This is a genomic window from Rubricoccus marinus (assembly GCF_002257665.1).
Taxonomy (GTDB): domain Bacteria; phylum Bacteroidota; class Rhodothermia; order Rhodothermales; family Rubricoccaceae; genus Rubricoccus; species Rubricoccus marinus.
The window spans coordinates 1759240-1775686 of sequence record NZ_MQWB01000001.1; the positions used below are offsets into that span (position 1 = coordinate 1759240).

Annotated in this window: 14 protein-coding genes and 1 pseudogene; 11 read left to right on the forward strand and 4 right to left on the reverse strand. The window is 67.9% G+C overall.

What is annotated here, in order from left to right:
* Positions 1-186: 186 nt before the first annotated feature.
* The gene (locus tag BSZ36_RS07365; protein WP_179271076.1) at positions 187-1722 is read left to right on the forward strand and encodes a choice-of-anchor D domain-containing protein; all 1536 of its coding nucleotides are present in this window, start codon (positions 187-189) and stop codon (positions 1720-1722) included.
* A gap of 115 nt (positions 1723-1837) precedes the next feature.
* Here the strand turns inward: BSZ36_RS07365 and BSZ36_RS07370 are convergent, their stop codons facing one another.
* A complete protein-coding gene (locus BSZ36_RS07370; protein WP_094547451.1) occupies positions 1838-2161 on the reverse strand; it encodes a DUF2188 domain-containing protein in 324 nt (107 codons plus the stop codon).
* A gap of 114 nt (positions 2162-2275) precedes the next feature.
* Between BSZ36_RS07370 and BSZ36_RS07375 the strand changes: the two genes are divergently transcribed.
* From BSZ36_RS07375 to BSZ36_RS07390, 4 genes are all read left to right on the forward strand, one after another.
* The gene (locus BSZ36_RS07375) at positions 2276-4624 is read left to right on the forward strand and encodes a penicillin acylase family protein (protein WP_094547453.1); all 2349 of its coding nucleotides are present in this window, start codon (positions 2276-2278) and stop codon (positions 4622-4624) included.
* A gap of 59 nt (positions 4625-4683) precedes the next feature.
* Complete coding sequence (locus BSZ36_RS07380; RefSeq protein WP_143536802.1) at positions 4684-6390, forward strand: M20/M25/M40 family metallo-hydrolase; 1707 nt, start codon at positions 4684-4686, stop codon at positions 6388-6390.
* Positions 6391-6480: 90 nt separating this feature from the next.
* Complete coding sequence (locus tag BSZ36_RS07385; protein ID WP_094547457.1) at positions 6481-7020, forward strand: hypothetical protein; 540 nt, start codon at positions 6481-6483, stop codon at positions 7018-7020.
* 100 nt (positions 7021-7120) lie between these two features.
* Positions 7121-7915: a TIGR00266 family protein gene (locus tag BSZ36_RS07390; RefSeq protein ID WP_094547459.1), complete on the forward strand. Its 795-nt coding sequence runs from the start codon at positions 7121-7123 to the stop codon at positions 7913-7915.
* 15 nt (positions 7916-7930) lie between these two features.
* Here BSZ36_RS07390 and BSZ36_RS07395 read toward each other — a convergent pair whose 3' ends face one another.
* Together BSZ36_RS07395 and BSZ36_RS07400 are read right to left on the reverse strand one after the other, a co-directional pair.
* Complete coding sequence (locus BSZ36_RS07395; protein ID WP_094547461.1) at positions 7931-9103, reverse strand: tRNA-queuosine alpha-mannosyltransferase domain-containing protein; 1173 nt, start codon at positions 9101-9103, stop codon at positions 7931-7933.
* 3 nt (positions 9104-9106) lie between these two features.
* On the reverse strand, positions 9107-9337 hold the full coding sequence (locus BSZ36_RS07400; protein WP_094547463.1) for a hypothetical protein: 231 nt from the start codon (positions 9335-9337) through the stop codon (positions 9107-9109).
* 15 nt (positions 9338-9352) lie between these two features.
* On the opposite strand from BSZ36_RS07400, the gene BSZ36_RS07405 reads away from it, so the two are divergent.
* On the forward strand, positions 9353-10093 hold the full coding sequence (locus BSZ36_RS07405) for a ComF family protein (RefSeq protein ID WP_143536803.1): 741 nt from the start codon (positions 9353-9355) through the stop codon (positions 10091-10093).
* 130 nt (positions 10094-10223) lie between these two features.
* Here BSZ36_RS07405 and BSZ36_RS07410 read toward each other — a convergent pair.
* Positions 10224-10763, reverse strand: a pseudogene (locus BSZ36_RS07410) (ATP-binding cassette domain-containing protein); the annotation flags it as partial.
* Positions 10764-10871: 108 nt separating this feature from the next.
* On the opposite strand from BSZ36_RS07410, the gene BSZ36_RS07415 reads away from it, so the two are divergent.
* From BSZ36_RS07415 to BSZ36_RS07435, 5 genes are read left to right on the forward strand one after another with little or no spacing between them, the layout of a single operon-like run.
* Positions 10872-11420 carry a superoxide dismutase family protein gene (locus tag BSZ36_RS07415; protein WP_179271077.1) on the forward strand — a complete coding sequence of 183 codons (549 nt, stop codon included), beginning with the start codon at positions 10872-10874 and terminating at the stop codon, positions 11418-11420.
* Positions 11417-12286: a DUF5715 family protein gene (locus tag BSZ36_RS07420; RefSeq protein WP_094547471.1), complete on the forward strand. Its 870-nt coding sequence runs from the start codon at positions 11417-11419 to the stop codon at positions 12284-12286. Before BSZ36_RS07415 ends, BSZ36_RS07420 begins: the two co-directional genes overlap by 4 nt.
* Before the next feature lie 7 nt (positions 12287-12293).
* Entirely contained in the window at positions 12294-13214 is a 921-nt protein-coding gene (locus tag BSZ36_RS07425; RefSeq protein ID WP_094547473.1) for a DUF5715 family protein, read from the forward strand.
* Positions 13215-13222: 8 nt separating this feature from the next.
* Positions 13223-14011 (forward strand): hypothetical protein, encoded by a 789-nt coding sequence (locus tag BSZ36_RS07430; RefSeq protein ID WP_094547475.1) that lies wholly within the window; start codon positions 13223-13225, stop codon positions 14009-14011.
* Positions 14008-16410: a DNA polymerase domain-containing protein gene (locus tag BSZ36_RS07435; protein ID WP_218827603.1), complete on the forward strand. Its 2403-nt coding sequence runs from the start codon at positions 14008-14010 to the stop codon at positions 16408-16410. Before BSZ36_RS07430 ends, BSZ36_RS07435 begins: the two co-directional genes overlap by 4 nt.
* The last annotated feature ends 37 nt before the right edge of the window (positions 16411-16447 follow it).

The window sequence follows — 16447 nt, forward strand, 5'->3', positions numbered from 1 at the left end:
GAGCCGCGTTTTCATCCCCACCCCCTCACCACCATGCGCTTTTCTACACACCTATTGGCTTTGTGTGTGACGCTCGGCTTTACCGCCGGCGCGTCCGCTCAGACCAAAACATTCAGCCCGAAGGGCGAAGGCGGGCCCGTCGCCTCTCCTCAGGTTGATCTGTACCAGGGTCAGCACGTTCGTGCTTTGCCCGCACACAAATCAGGAGGCTCGGGCGCGACCCTCGCCGAAGACTTCGACGCCGTCGAGAACGGTGGTCTCCCGGAGGGCTGGACGCAGTTCGAGGCGGGAACCGGCGCAGCCGCGGCCGAGACCTGGGCAGTGCTCCCGTACAGCGCCGATGACCCCTCGTTGGGCAAAGCCGCCGGTGTGTTCTTCGAGGACGTCGCCAGCGGCCTCGCCGTGGACTACCTCGTGACGCCTCAGGTCTCGATCGTCAACGGCGACCGGCTCCGTGCCACTCTGTTCGAGCTGTACGCGGCAGAGTACGGTTCCACCTACGAGATCCGAGTGTCCACGTCCGGTAACGCCTCGGCTGCCGACTTCACGGACGTGATCGCGACGTTTACGGAGGCCACCCTGCCCACCCTCGCAGAAGGTCCTACCGCGACGACGTACGACCTGTCTGCTTACGCGGGCATGGACATCTACATCGCGTTCGTCTTCAGCAACGATGACGGAGACGCCTTCGTGATCGACGACGTGTTTGTGGAGCAGCCGCCTGCGGGTTCCGTCATCGCGCTGAGCAGCGAGGCCGTTGACTTCGGCATCGTCCCGGTCGGCAGCACCGCAACGACGACGATCACCGTTTCCAACAACGGCGGTGCGGACCTCGTGATCTCATCCATCGACGCCTCTGGCGACGGGTTCGCGGTTGACATGACGGGCACCTCCATGACGGTGGCGCCTAGCGCTTCAACCACGTTCGAGATCTCCTACTCCCCGACGGCTGCAGGAGACGAGGGTGGAAGCGTGACGATCGCCAGCAACGCCGCGAGCTCGCCCAGCACCATCGCCCTCTCCGGGATTGCCGCAACCGCTCCAGACAACGACAACATCGCGGACGCTACCCCCATCAGCGAGGACGGGACGTACAGCGGATCGAACATTCTGGCGACGCTGGAAACCGATGAGCCAGTGCCGAGCTGCCAGAGCCTCCAGGGCGCGTCCATCTTCTGGGCGTACACGCCGGGTTCCGACGGCACGGTCACCATTGACCTCTCCGCTTCGGATTTCGACACCATCCTCACCTTCCACCAGGCGGACGGCACGGAGATCGACTGCAACGACGACGGCGGAACGGGTCTCACCTCGCTCCTCAGCGACGTCCCCGTAACGGCTGGCACGACGTACCTCATCCGCGTCGCCGGCTTCGGCGTTACGACCGCGGCCACCGGCGCCGTTTCGTTCGACCTGGCGCTCACGCCAGTCGTGGCAAACGAGAACGCTCCCAACGCGGAGTTCGCGCTTACCGCGCCGCAGCCGAACCCGGCCTCTGGCGCTTCGCAGGTCTCTCTCAAAGTTGAGACCTCGCAGTCGGTGAACGTCGTCGTGTACGACCTCCTCGGCCGCGCCGTCGCGACCCTCCACGAGGGCCCGCTGGCTTCTGGTCAGGAGACCACGTTTACGGTGAACACGAGCAGCCTCCAGGCTGGCCCGTACGTGATCCGCGCGCAGGGCGAGACGTTCGTCTCCACGCAGCGTCTCACGGTCGTTCGCTAGAACGCCCCGTAGGTCCCGCGGCTTCGGCCGCACGAGCCCCGGTCTCCCTGTGAGGCCGGGGCTTTCTCGTGGCCGCCAGAGGCCTCTGGCGGATCAGGCCTCTGGCGGATCCGTTTTACCGCCGCCCGCGGAGAGCGAAGCCGACGCCAACAAGGCACACGGCCGCCATGCCGACCAAGAACGGGGCCGAGCGTAGCGCGTCGGTCCAGCTAGAATTTGGGTTGTCCACGATTTGCTCGAAGGTGTGGACGGACTCGATGGCTCCCCCTTCGCCGTGCAGCACGATGCGCCCATCCCCCAACTGGCGCACGATCGCCTCAGTGCCTTCCAGCGCAGCCGAGCGGGAGTCGGCCTCAAGCGATACCGTAGGCGAGCCCTGCAGGCGTGCCGCCCAGCGACCGTTGCGGGGGACGATGTGGTAGACGTTGTGATCGGACATAGGGAGCAGAGGCGGGGAGGACAAAAGTAGCGCGGCGGCGCACGCGGGCCAATTGGAGACGCCACGGGCGCGGTGCAGGGCGGAGATACCTTCTGGCCCTTCCCCTCGTGATCTGTGAAACTGCTCGCTCGTCTCGCCGCCGTCCTCTTGGTCGTTGTAGCCCTGGTTTGCCTCGGCGCATGGCTGGCCGTCCGTGCGTCCCTACCAGACTTGGACGGCGAGGAGCCTCTGGCGGGACTCCAGGGTGAGGTCGTTGTAGACCGTGACAGCCTGGGTGTGGTCCACATCCAGGCCACCACCCGCGCCGATGCCGCGCGGGCACTGGGATACGTCCACGCGCAGGAGCGCCGCTTCCAAATGGACCTTTTGCGCCGTGCCGCCAGCGGCGAGCTCTCGGCACTGCTCGGCCCCACGCTCCTGAGCGCGGACAGCGTGCTCCGCCCGCACCTCTTCCGCGAACGCGCACGGGCGGCCTACGACGCTTTGCCCAACGACCACCGCGCGATTCTGGACGCGTACGCCTCTGGCGTCAACGCCGGGACCGATGCTCTCGGCGCGCGTCCGTTCGAATACCTCGTGCTCCGGCAATCGCCCGACGCCTGGCGTCCGGAGGACGCGCTGCTGGCCGCGTACGCCATGACCATCGACCTCCAGCGGTCGGACCTGGACGACGAGTTGGCGGTCTTTGCCCGGACCGAAGTGCTCCCTCCGGCGCTAGCCCGCTTTCTCGACCCCGGAGGCGACCAGTGGGACGCGCCTCTGGCGGGAGAAGCCGTCTCCCCGCCGCCGCCGCCAGAGGCCGACTCGCTCGGCGGGTTCCTTCCCAGTCCCGTCGGAGACTCGGGCATTGAGGACAGCTTTCTCTCGGAGTTGCAGCGGGACGCGCTTCGCGTGGGTTCCAACAACTGGGCCGTCTCGGGTGCGCGCACTGCCAGCGGCGCTGCGATGGTGGCCAACGACATGCACCTCGGAATCAGCCTCCCGAACATCTGGTTCCGCGCGTCGATGACCGTCACGCCAGAGGCCGGCGCGGCGATGACCGTTTCGGGTGTCACGTTGCCCGGCACGCCGCTCGTCATCGTGGGCTCCAACGGGAGCGTCGCGTGGGGCTTTACGAACTCGTACGGGGACTACGTGGACCTCGTCCGGCTGGAGATGGAGCCGGGGATGACCAACCTCGTGCGGACCGACACGGGCACGGTAGAGCTGAGCACGCAGCGCGAGACGCTGTACGTGGCCGGCGCCGACTCCGTCTTGCTGGATGTCGAGATCAGCCCATGGGGCCCCGTGTTGCTAGAGGACGGCCGTGGCGACCGCTACGCCGTGCAATGGGCGGCGCACCGCCCCGAGGCGACCAACCTGCGGCTGATCGAACTCGAAGGGGCGCAGTCACTGGACGAGGCACTGGACATCGCGAACCGCTCGGGCATCCCGGCGCAGAACTTCGTGGCAGGCGACCGGAGTGGGCGGATCGGCTGGACCATCGCGGGACGCATCCCCGAGCGCGTAGGCCGAAGCGGCCAGGAGCCCACCGCCTCCACCGATCCCGACGCGCTGTGGACCGGGCTTCTGGCGCCAGAGGCCGTGCCGCGCATCGTGGACCCGGCAGATGGGCAGCTGTGGACCGCCAACGCCCGCGTTGTGAGCGGCGACGCGCTCCGGCTCATCGGCGATGGCGGGTACGCCTCTGGCGCGCGCGCGCAGCAGATCCGCGACGGGCTCCGCGCCCTGACTCGGCCCATTGTGCCCGCCGACCTCCTCGCGATCCAACTCGACGACCGGGCGGTGTTTATGAGCCGCTGGCGCGATCTGCTTAGCGGCATCGTCACCGACGCGAGCGACGGCGTGGACCGCTCGGCCCTGCGCCAGAGGCTGGATGGGTGGACCGGCCGCGCCTCGACCGACTCGCCCAGCTACGGCGTCGTCAAGCGGTTCCGCGCCGAGGTGGGCAGCCGCATCGCGGCGTCACTGATGGCGCTGCCTCTGGCGATGTACGACGACCCGGGCGCGCTCAGCGAAGCCGCTATCTGGCAGCTCGCGAGCGAGCGCCCCGCCCACCTCCTGCCGCCGGACTGGGACTCGTGGGAAGCCCTCCTGCTCAGTGCAGCGGATGAGGCCGCCGCCGCCACGCCGCAAACCTGGGGACTGGAGAACAAGGCCGAGATCGAGCACCCTTTGGCGGACGCGCTCCCGCTTGTCGGGCGGCTTTTGCGGATGCCGGCGGACCCGATCCCAGGCGACGCCTGGACGCCGCGGGTCGCGGCCGCGTCGTTTGGCTCCAGCGAGCGCATGGTGGTCTCGCCCGGCCGCGAGGATGAGGGCATCCTACACATGCCCGGCGGGCAGGCCGGCCACCCGCTGTCCCCGTATTGGGGCGCTGGCCACGACGCCTGGGTCGAAGGCCGCCCGCTCCCGTTCCTGCCCGGCCGTCCCGTTTGGACGCTCCGCCTCGTTCCCGCGTGATCCCCAGCGGCCTCTGGCGCCAGAGGCTCCGCCTGCACCTGCTGCTCCCATCTCCCGACATGACACGACTTCTCCTCGTCCTTCCGCTCAGCCTCACCTTTGCCGCGTGCTCCGGCTCGCCGGCCACGGTAGACGCCGGCAGCACCGCGCCGCGCGTGCTCCCCGAGCCGCCAGAGGCTGCCCTGGCCGCGCTCGATAGCGTGGACCTTCGCGCGCACACCGCCACGCTCTCGTCGGACGCCTTCGAAGGGCGCGGGACCGGTACGGCGGGCGAGCGCAAAACTGTGGACTACATCATCGCGCAGATGCGCGAGATCGGCCTGGAGGGCGGGATGCCAGACGGCTCCTTCCGCCAGCCGGTGCCGCTGCGAAGCGTCCGCACGACCGAGGCCGAGAACATCGCCTTCGCGCCAGAGGCGGGCGGCACCCCGATGCCTCTGGCGTACGGCCCGGACATCATCGGCACACCCGGCGGCACGATCTCGAACCTCGACCTTGCGGGCGCCGAGATCGTGTTCGTGGGCTACGGAATCACCAACCCCGGCTACGACTGGGACGACTACAAAGACACGGACGTGCGCGGCAAAATCGTTGTCAGCTTTGTCAACGACCCGCCCGCGACAAGTTCGGAGCCCACGCTTTTCCAGGCCGATACGCTGACGTACAACGGTCGGTGGACCTACAAGTACGAGGAAGCGCGACGCCGCGGCGCTTTGGGGATGCTCCTCGTCCACACCGAGGCGACGGCCGGCTACCCGTTCTCCGTCCTGAACGGCGACGCCTACGGCGAGCACTACAAAAACGTCGAGGTCCCCGAAGGAGCGCTCGCGCTCGCCGGGTGGATCTCCGAACAGGCCGCCAGAGGCCTGGCACGCATGGGCGGCATGTCGCTCGAGGACTGGTTTCGGATGGCCGGAAGCCGGTCCTTCCAGCCCGTGAGCGTCCCGGCCACGTTCGAAGCGTCGATGGCCTTTGCGCACGCTGAAGGCGTGACCGGCACCAACGTCGTCGGCAAGCTGCCCGGCGCCGACGCAGCGCAAGAGGCCGTGGTCTACACCGCCCACCACGACCACCTCGGCATCGACCGCGAAGCCGAGGCCCGCGGCGAGGACGGGATTTACAACGGCGCGATCGACAACGCCTCTGGCGTGGCGATGCTGCTGGAGATCGCCGAGGCGTTCGTGGCCTCTGGCCCGCCGCCGCGCCGCAGCGTGTACTTCGTGACGGTTTCGGCTGAGGAGTCCGGCCTGTTGGGCTCGGCCCACTTCGCGGCCAACTCGCCGGTCCCGCTGCGCGACATCATCGCGAACGTCAACGTGGACTCCGGCAACCTCTACGGCGAGACCGACGACATCGTAGGCATCGGCGCCGAGCGGAGCGAGATGTTCGGCTACCTCACCGAGGCCGCCCGTGCCGAGGGCTTGCGCGTTACGATGGACGTGGCGCCCAACCAGGGGCTCTTTTTCCGCTCCGACCAACTCGCCTTCGCCAGAGGCGGCGTCCCGGCGGTCTTTATCAACACGGGTGAGTCGTACCGCGGCCGCCCTGCCGACTACGCCGCCCAGGTCCGCGCCGACTACCGCGGCAAGCGCTACCACCAGCCGGGGGACGAGATGACCGACGACCTCTCGTTTGGCGGCATCCTCCAGCAAACCCGCGTCGCCTTCCGCATCGGCTACGGCATCGCGACAAGCGACCTCCGTCCCCAGTGGCGACCCAGCGAGGCGTTTGCCGAAACCCGCCGCGCCTCCGAAGCGGGCCGCTAGCCTCTGGCGCATCCCCTCTCCGTGCGGGCCTCTGGCGTAACCATGCGCCAGAGGCCCGCGTAGCCGCACGACCACCACACAATCGCCCTCATGCGAACCGCTGCCCTCTCCCTCACCCTTCTCGTCCTTTCTGCTTGCGGCTCCGACTACGACACCGACGCGGGTGCGCCAGAGGCGCCTCCAGCCGAGGCCTTGGGCGAAGCGGAAGACTCTGCCGGTGCGGACGTTGGCTTCAGCGACCCTATCCGGGGCGAGATCGCTGCGCTTGAGCAGAGTGCAGACGGCAAGGTGGAGGTCGGCGTCACGGACGAGGTCGTGTTTTTCCGCTTTACGAAGAAAGCCCAGGCCAAGGCCCAAGAAGGGTTTGAAGCCGAAAGCGGCGACGACAGCATCGACGAGATGGTCAAGGGCCTCGCCGGCGGAGTCATTGCCAAGGCGCTCGCCTCGACGGTGCAACTGCCCCACGAAGATGTCCAGGCCTTGCGCTACGAAAGCGGCCGTCTGATCATCGACGGCGAAGGCGACGGTCCGACGTTCAGCTTCGAGGAAGAGGGCGAAACCAACAGCGGGATGGCCTTCGACGAGGCCGCGGCGAAGCGGCTGATCCGCGCCTTCGAAGCCCAGCGGTAGCCTCTGGCGCCGCCGCCACGCCAGAGGCGCCACTGCCACGCGCGCATGACGGGGGCGGCGGCGGTTTCCCGTATCCGAGATCACACCCCTGCACGCACCCATGGCCCACGACATCGATTACACGCTCCACGGCGACGACATGCAAATCGTCGAGATCGAACTCGATCCCGGCGAGGCCGTACGCGCCGAGGCGGGCGCGATGTTGTACATGGATGGCCCGATCCAGATGGACACCGGCACCGGCGGCGGGTTCATGAAGGGACTCAAGCGCCGGATCGCCGGCGAGAGCTTCTTTATCCCCTCGTTCACGAATGGCGGCCGTGACATGGCCCGCGTCGCGTTCAGCGCTCCGTATCCAGGGAAAGTGATCCCCATCGAGTTGTCCGATTTCGGCGGCACGTTCCTCTGCCAGAAGGACACGTTCCTGTGCGCGGCTCAGGGCATCGAAATAGAGGTGGCGTTCACCAAGAAGATCGGCGCAGGCTTGTTTGGCGGCGAGGGCTTCATCCTTCAGAAGCTGACGGGCGACGGCCTCGCGTTCGCGCACGCGGGTGGGACGGTGATCGAACGCGATCTCGCAAGAGGCGAAACGCTCCGAGTGGACACCGGCTGCCTCGTCGCCTTCGAGACGAGCGTGGATTACGACATCGAGTTCCAGGGCGGGTTCAAAAACGCGCTGTTTGGCGGCGAAGGGCTGTTCCTCGCCAAAATCCAGGGCCCCGGCAAGGTCTACCTCCAGAGCCTCCCGTTCTCCCGCCTCGCAGACCGGATTGTGGCGGCGAGCCGGTCTTTCAGCAACCGGGGTGAGACGGGCGGCAACGGCGGCGCCCTCGGCGCACTGGGAGGGCTCGCCGCTGGCGGCCTCCTGGGCGGCCTTCTCGGCGAGGATCAGTAGCGACCGCCCCGGGCCTTACCCCTCGTCGGTTGCCGCGCCAGAGGATCTGCCTCTGGCGCCAGCGGCCTCGCTGAACAGCGCGTCATAGTGCGCGATGTGCTCCCGCCAGGCGAGGTGCGCAGGGATCTCGCGGAGCACCTCGGCGGGGAGGCGCCTGTCGCTGCCTGAAAGCAAGCGCTTGAGGGTTTCGAAGAGGTCGTTCTCGTCCTCGTAGAGAACGGGCGCGTGCAATAACGGCGAATGGAGCTGAGCGGGGATCAGTTCAGGGTACGTCAGGCGGTTGGGCAACAGCGGGTGGCACCCGCAGTGGATCGCCTCCATCATGGCGATGCCGAAAAACTCGTGCTTCGACGTGGACACGACGATATCCGCCCGGTGCAGCAGCGAGGCGTAGGCCTCGAAGCTTTCGGCGTAGCCGTAGTGCATCACGCGCTCGGCGTAGCGCCGGAACCCCTTCTCGAACGCCGGCGGCGTCTCCTCGAACGACTGCCCGGCCAGGATGAGCCGGAATCGGTGGCCGGAGTCGTCCAATCGGTTGACGACGCGGAAAAAGGCCTCGGGGTCTTTGTCGTACTCCCAGCGGTGGTTCCAGAGCAGGATCGGCGGGCCGGGCTCCAGCACGCGCCGCTTCTCCGCCAGAGGCCGCGCGGCGTCCAGCCCGGCAAGGTCCAATCCCAGATGCAGGACTGACGACTTCTCGCGCAGCGCCGGCAGCGTGCCTACGTGCGTGTAATCTGGGAAGCGCCTCAAGAGGTCCGGCAACGCGCTGAAAAACTCCGAGCGGTGGAATTCGGAGTTGAAGACCACACGGTCGGCCGCGAGAGCGGACAGGATGTTGAGGTATGCGTAGGTGTAGTCCCGGTCTTCTCCCTCGCGAAGCGGGTACGTGAGTTGGTTCTCGTGGAAGTACAGCACCACCGGCACGTCCGCGAACACGTCGCGCGTGAGCGCGAGAAAGGCCGGGACGTTGACCATGTCCGAGGCGAAGATGACCTCTGGCGTCCAGCCGTCGGCGCACGCCTCGCGGGCCTTTTCGGCGAGCGTGACGGCGCCGCCCTGCATCCGCCACTTCCAATAGCGCGCGGCCATGGTGACCGGCCGCACGTCGTGCGCGCTGTGGCGCACCAGATCGTCTAGAAACCGGCGGTGAGAGCCGCCGTGCCAGGGTTCGAGCGCGAGGACGCGCACCGGCTATTCGCCACTGGCGTCCTCCCCGATCCCCTCCGTCTCCTCGGCCGAGGCCGGGCGGACGACCGCGAGCGTGCGACGCTGCAAGCAGTCGCGCAGGGTGACATCGCGCACCTCGGTGGCGTTGACGACGGTTTCTTCCTGCGACTCCAGCGAGAACGAGCGCGAGGCGAGGCGCACCGTGAGGGGGCCTTCGGTGACGTTTTTGACGACCATGCCGCGACGTTCGGCCATAGGAGGGTTGGATGCGTGAGGGAGCCGGAAGATATTCCCTCCCGCACCCTCGCGATGTTCGTGTTCCGCGCCTTCCGTTCTGCCGTCCGTGCCGCCAGCGGCCTCGTCTTTCCGAGCCTCTGCCTGGGCTGCGGCGGGCCTCTGGCGGACGCCGCGCCGATATGCGCTTCGTGCGTGCGGATGCTACCGCGACCGGCGCCCGAGGCTTTGGCCGGCCAACTCCTCGCGCGGGACTGCGCCGAGCCTCTGGCGCGCCGCAGCGTCGCCCTGTGGCGGTTCGATCCCGGCGGGACGGTCCAGCGCGTGCAGCATGCGCTCAAGTACGGGCGCCGCCCCAGCCTCGGGATCCCCTTGGGGCGCCTTCTAGGCGACGCAACGCAGCGTCACGCCAGAGGCTGGGCCCCGGACGTTGTGTGCCCGGTCCCGTTGGCGCCCATCCGCGAGTTGGAGCGCGGTTACAACCAGTCCGCCGGGCTGGCCTCTGGCGCAGCCGACGCGCTCGCGTGTGAGACCGAGGACCTGCTCGTTCGCACCCGCAGCACGCGGACGCAGACCACGCTCGCGTTTAGCGAGCGGTGGCAAAACGTCGCCGGTGCGTTCGCGCGCTCGCCAGAGGCTCGGCCTCTCGCGGGCGTCCGCGTCCTCCTCGTGGACGACGTGGTGACGACGGGCGCGACGCTTCTTGCGGCGGCGCAGCCGCTGCTTGACGCCGGCGCGGAGGTCACGGTTGCAGCCCTCGCGATGGCGGACGGATAGAGAGCGCGAGGGATTGGGCGCGGTGGGTGTGTCGGTAGAACGCTGAGCCCGCCCCAGCGCCAGAGGCTAGAGGGTGACAGAGCTAGGGCGCGCGAACGCGGCCTCTGGCGGGACAACCCATCTCACACCCTCACACCACGCTGATCTGATCGGCACAGAGCGCGGCCTCCTCCGGGTCGTTCGTGGCGAGGACAACGGCGCGCGATGGTTCGCGCACGAGCGATGCCACGAGATCCCGGCCGCTGGCGTCGAGCGTGGCGCCGGGCTCGTCCAGGAGCAAAACGGGCGGGTCGTGCAGCAGCGCCGTGGCGATGCGGAGCCGCTGGCGCATGCCGGTCGAGAAGGTGGACACGTAATCGTCGGCGCGGTCCCCCAGGCCGACCCGGGCGAGCGTGCTCAGCACGTCGGCCTCTGGCGTGAGCCCTCGGACGCGGGCGAGAAAGTCCAGCGTCTCGCGGGCGCTGAGTTGGGGGTAGAGCGCGAGGTCCGGCGTGACGAGGCCGACACGGTGCGCACGCTCGTCGGCGCTCACGAGCGTCTCACCCACCGTGAGGTCGACGCTTCCGCCGGTCGGGGTGAGGACGCCTGCCAAGACCTTGACCAAGGTGGACTTCCCCGACCCGTTCGGCCCTGTCACCGACAGAGGCGTACCCTCGCGCACCTCGAGCGAGATCCCGCGGAGGATCGCGCGGAAGCCGTAGTGCATCGTGATGTCTCGCCCTCTGAGACGGACCTTTGGGCGGGTTTCTCCGTTCATGGGGCTAAGCTACCTGACCCCGTGCGCCTCCTCCCCTTCTTGCTTCTCGGCCTCGCTGCCTGCGCGCAAGACGACCCGACGCCTCTGGCGCCAGAGGCGTCCGCCCCTCGCGCGATCAGCGCCGATACTGTAGACGTGCAAGGGGTCTCGGCGGCCCGGGCTCAGGTAGAGGGTGACGTGACAGGGACGGTCACGCTGCGGCGCGTTGGCGGCGGCACGCGCGTCCTGATGAGCCTGGACGGTCTCGGTCGCGACCGTTTCCACGGCGTGCAGATCCTCTCGGCGCGCTCCTGCGATGACCTCGACCCTGCGCGTCACCTCGGCGATGGACGCGCGACGCACGGCCCGTACGATGCCACGACAGGCCGGCGCCACGCGGGCGACCTCGGCAACATCAAGGGCGATGATCGCCGCCGCGGCCGGTTCGACCGGATCGACCCCGTCGTTTCGCTGGACGGGTACGTGTCCGCCGTTGGCCGCGCCGTCGTCGTCCGCGCCAGCCAGGACGATGGGTGGGCCTCTGGCGGCGGCGAGGTGATCGGATGCGGCGTCCTGACTCCAACGAGATGATGCGCACGCTCGGTTTCGTCCTGCTTCTCCTTCTCGCCAGCGGCCTCGCATTCGCGCTGGGCTGGAACCAGCGAGATCAGCGCGTGCCTCCCCCGCCTCCGCCAGAGGCTGCGGACTCCCCGGCGCTGGACTCACTGGATGCCCGCGCGGCTCGGCTTCGTGGCGCGCTGGAGCGGCTCGCGCCGCCTTCGCCAGAGGAGGAGAACAGCCTGCGCCGCCCACGGACGCCGAACTACCGCGTGCACCTCGGCTGGGCGGACTCGCTCGGCGTGCAGCCGCTGGCGAGCGAGGCTGAGTTGGGGCGTCACCTGGCCTCTGGCGCGCTCGTGCCGCTCGTTGACACCGAGTTCTACGTGGTGCGCACGCTGGAGCATTCCAAGCCATTTACCACCCCAGCACTGCGCGAAAGCCTGGCCGAAGCGGGCCGGCGCTTCCAGGCTGAGCTCGCCCGGTCTGGACTCCCCCCCTATCGGTTTAGCGTGTCGTCCGCGCTGCGAACAGCGGACCTGCAGGCCGACCTCGGCCGGCGCAACCGCAACGCGACCTCGGGCACGTCCTCCCACGAGTACGGCGCAAGTGTCGACATCGTAACGTTCCGCTATGCGTACGCGTCTTCGCCTCAGGATTCCATCACGGTAGACGTTGCCGATCCGCATCTAGATCGGGCGAATCGGTTGCTCGTGGACACCTATACGGAGGCCGCGCGTTCCCGCTGGGACCACCTGTACGGCGCGCTCGCTCGCGCGCTGGGCTCCATGCAGCGCGACGAACGCTTGGTGGTCCTGCTCGAAGCCGAGCAGCCCGTCTTTCACGTCACGCATCGAATCCCTGGTGACCTCGACCGATCCGACCCCGACTCCGACTAGCGCGCCTTTGGCGCCCGCCGAACCCTCTGGCGCCTCTCCTCCCGCACCACCCGACGATCTCTCGCCAGAGGCGGCCTCTCGGCGCCGGTTCAAGAAGCGATGGGCCGCTGTGTTTCTCGCTCTCGTCGGCGTGGGCATCGTGGCATTTACGACGCAGCAGGCCGCGCTGGTAAGCGACGCAGCCGACGCCCATGAGGCGTTTTTGAGCGAGATCGAATCCAGGCTTTCGCGCGTGACCGACCTCAGCGACGAGGAGATCGCAGACCTCCGCCGATCGCGCAACGCGACGCACGTGGAGGAGGCGCAGGCGCGCGGCATTCCGCCCGTCACCCAGCGCGCAGCCCTGGCCGACTCCGCCGACGCGGGCGGCCTCGTGCCTCTGGCGTCGAACGCGAGCGTGAATCTCCTAGACGCCACGCACTCCATTTACCGAGCCACGCCCGGCGTGGGGGTCGCGCTGGATTCCATCTCGGCTCGGTTCGGGCGCGAGTTGGAGGCGCGCGGTTTGCCGCAGTTCCGCTTTACCGTCTCGTCGCTGCTCCGGTCCGGCGAGGATCAGGCCAACCTGAGCGGCACCAACGTCAACGCCGTTCGCGGCCGCTCCAGCCACGAGTACGGGACCACGTTCGACATCACGTACCGACGTTTCGATTTCGACGGCGGCAGGGCACCCGAGGCACCGTCGCTCCCCGAAGGTCTCACCTCGGCGTTCGCCACGCCGCTCCGCCAGAGGCTGGACGCAGCCGAGCAATCGTTCTACGACGACATCGCGATGGAGCGCGCGCCGGCTCTCGCCGCCATCCTCGGCCGCGTTCTCATCACGCTCGAAGACGACAGCGTCCTCGTCGCGCTCCGCGAGCGCCGGCAGCCCGTGTACCACGTGACCGAGACCAACGGCGACACACGCCTGACACCCCTCACACAGTAACCTGACACATGCGCGTTCTCCTCCTCGCTCTCGCCATCGTCTCCCCTTCCCTTGCGGCCCAGCCTCTGGCGCCTGAGGACAGCGTGCTCGTGGAGCGGCTGTTAGAGGTCTCGGGCGTACTGCAGTCCCCGGACATGACTGCCGATCAGTTTGCTAGCGCCCCGCTGCCAGCCCCGCTCGCCGACAGCTTGCTCGCCGCCTTCGCGTCTCAGGCCATCGTCGACAGCGTGCGCGCGGCCTTTGTGCGCAACTACGACCGCGACAACACGGTCGCCGCTATCGAGGTGCTCACGGATCCAGTCCTCCGGCCTTTGCTCGATATCCAGCAGTCCATGGCAAGCGCCGAGGCTGGGGAGGAGATGGTCTCCGTGCTCGCGAACCCGAGCGCCTACGACCTCGCCGATAGCCTAACCGTCGCGCGGCTCGTGAGCTCTACCGGCATGGCTGAGACCTCGTACGAGTCCTCGCGCAAGATGACGATCGCCATGATGTCTGCTATGCCCAGTGGCGCCCAAGATGTCGCGTTCGGTGGAAAGTCCGTCGAGGAACAGGTCGACTCCGTGCTGGGCGCGCAGTTCGAAGGGTTTCAGAGCACCATGATCACCTCGTCGCGCTACGCCTACCGCGACGTTCCGCCAGAAGCCGTCACGCGCCTTGCGGACTTTTACGCCTCTCCCGCCGGGCAATACCTCTTGACCGTTTCGCACGAAGGGACCGAAGCGGGCATGGAGCCTTTGTATGGACGCCTCGCTCAGCTGTTCGAGGTGATGTTCGACGCCTCTGGCGGGGGCCAATGACAGCGCCCGAGCGCGAAAACGTACCGGACGTCTCTGGCGCTGATGCACTCCCGCCAGAGGCGCTCAGCCCCGAGGAGGACGCCCTGCTCTATGGCCACGACCTGACCGAGCGGATCGTCGCGCTCCACCCCGTCGGGCCGGGCACAATGCGCGTGTACCGCCGCACACCAGAGGACGCGGTGACGTGGGAGGACGAGCGCTACCACCCGTTCTTCCTGCTGGACGACATCGACCTGCTCAAAGGCTTCCCGCGTGACCGTTTCCAGTTTCAGCCTCTGGCGGGCTCCAACGCCTACCAGTGGCTTGTCGTCTTTCCGGACGCCGGGAGCTACTGGGACGCGCGGCGGCACATCCAGCAGGCGAGCGACACGCAGAAGGAGCGCCCGGACGCCATCTACTTCGTGGGTGGCCCGGAACAGCAGTACCTGATGCAGACTGGCCGGACGCTTTTCAAGGGCATGGAGCTCCACGACCTCCACCGGCTCCAGTTCGACCTGGAGGTGTACTCCGAGCGGGGCTTCCCGCAGGCCGAGGTACCCGAGCACCGCATCATCCTCGTAGCGCTGAGCGACAACCGCGGGTGGAGCCGCGTTGTGGGCGGCCCGCTCATGGACGAGCAAAGCGTTCTGGAAGAAACGCTGGAGCTGATGCGCGAGCGCGACCCCGACGTGATCGAAGGCCATAACGTCTTTGGCTTCGACCTCCCCTACCTCGCCGCGCGTTGCCGTCGCCACGGCGTGCCTCTGGCGCTCGGCCGCGACGGAAGCGAGCCGCGGAGCTTTCCGAGTTCGATGCGCTTTGCCGAGCGGCAGATTGAGTTCGAGGCCGTCGAGATCGCCGGCCGCCACATCGTGGACACACTGTTCCAGGTGATGAGCTTCGACGTGTTCTCGCGCGACCTGCCCAACTACACGCTGAAGGGCGTCGCCAAGTACTTCGGCTTCGCGCCAGAGGGCCGCACGTACATCGAGGGCGAGGACATCGCGCAGACGTGGCGCGAGGACCCACAACGCCTCATCGACTACGCGCTGGACGATGTGATCGAGACGGCTGCCATCGCGGAGCACTTGAGCGGGAGCACCTTCTACCTCACCCAGATGGTGCCGATGCCGTACGGCCAGTGCGCGCGGAGCGGGCCGGCGTCGAAGATCGAAAGCCTGTTCGTCCGCGGCTACCTGCACGCGCGCCACAGCGTGCCCCGCGCCGAGGCCGGCAGCCAGATCGTGGGCGGCTACACCGACGTGTTCATGACCGGCGTCGTCGGCCCCGTCGTCTACGCCGACGTCGAGAGCCTGTACCCGTCCATCATGCTCAACTACGGCGTGCAGCCCCGCCGCGACGCGCTCGGCATTTTCCCACGCCTGCTCCAGCGCCTCACCGACCTCCGATTCGTCACTAAGCGCGCCATGCGCGAGGCCTCTGGCGAGAACGAGACGCGCGAACTGGACGCGCGCCAAACCGCCTACAAGAACATCATCAACTCGTTCTACGGCAACATGGGCTTCGGCTTCGCGGCCTTTAACGACTTCGCCGAAGCCGACCGCGTGGCGGCCACAGGCCAGAAGCTATTGCGGCAGATCATGGCGCTGATCCGCGATCGCGGCGGCCGCATCGTCGAGGTGGACACCGACGGCGTCCTGTTCGTCCCCCCGCCAGAGGCCCAATCCGCCTCTGGCGACGCCGAGCGCGCGTTCGTCTCGGCTCTCTCCGAGAAGATGCCCGAGGGCATCCGCATCGGCTTCGACGGCCGATTCGAGCGGATGCTGTCATTCAAAAAGAAGACCTACGCGCTGCTCGGCTACGACGGAACGCTGAAGGTAAAGGGCTCCAGCTTGGTCTCGCGCAGCACCGAGCGCTTTGGCCGCCGCTTCGTGCGCCGCGCCATCGAACTGCTCCTAGCCGAAGACGTGGCCGCGCTCCACGCGCTCTACCTCAACCACCGCCAGAGGATCATCGCGCACGACTGGGACGGCGTGGCCAGCTTCCAGCGGATCGAAACGCTCAAGCAGCCTCTGGCGCGATACGAGCGCGACGTGCGCGACGGCAAACGCAACCGACCGGCCTCCTACGAGCTCGCGAAACAGCGCGCCGAGGCCACAGGCGAGCCCGTCCGCATCGGCGACCGCATCGCGTTCTACATCGCAGGGGGCGGTGGCCGTGTGTTCGAGGCCGCCAAGCTCGCGAGCGAGTGGGACCCGGCGGACCCGGACGAGGACACCGCGCACTACATCGGCCGGTTGGACCAGTTCGCGTCCAAGTTCTCGGCCTTCTTCGAGACCGACCACGCCTTCCGGCAGGTGTTTTCCGAAGAGGACCTTTTCGGCTTCGACGCCAGAGGCATTCGCCTGGCCGTACGGGAGCGGGCGCCAGAGGACGTGACGGATGACGTGCCGTTTTAGCGTAAACAGGGCTCTCTCAAACTTTCACTCGGAAGTG

Excerpts from the sequence above, each read along its gene's own strand:
- BSZ36_RS07370 (WP_094547451.1), bottom strand. The coding sequence starts at position 2,161 with ATGTCCGATCACAACGTCTACCACATCGTCCCCCGCAACGGTCGCTGG.
- BSZ36_RS07380 (WP_143536802.1), top strand. The coding sequence starts at position 4,684 with ATGACACGACTTCTCCTCGTCCTTCCGCTCAGCCTCACCTTTGCCGCG.
- BSZ36_RS07385 (WP_094547457.1), top strand. The coding sequence starts at position 6,481 with ATGCGAACCGCTGCCCTCTCCCTCACCCTTCTCGTCCTTTCTGCTTGC.
- BSZ36_RS07390 (WP_094547459.1), top strand. The coding sequence starts at position 7,121 with ATGGCCCACGACATCGATTACACGCTCCACGGCGACGACATGCAAATC.
- BSZ36_RS07400 (WP_094547463.1), bottom strand. The coding sequence starts at position 9,337 with ATGGCCGAACGTCGCGGCATGGTCGTCAAAAACGTCACCGAAGGCCCC.
- BSZ36_RS07420 (WP_094547471.1), top strand. The coding sequence starts at position 11,417 with ATGATGCGCACGCTCGGTTTCGTCCTGCTTCTCCTTCTCGCCAGCGGC.
- BSZ36_RS07430 (WP_094547475.1), top strand. The coding sequence starts at position 13,223 with ATGCGCGTTCTCCTCCTCGCTCTCGCCATCGTCTCCCCTTCCCTTGCG.
- BSZ36_RS07435 (WP_218827603.1), top strand. The coding sequence starts at position 14,008 with ATGACAGCGCCCGAGCGCGAAAACGTACCGGACGTCTCTGGCGCTGAT.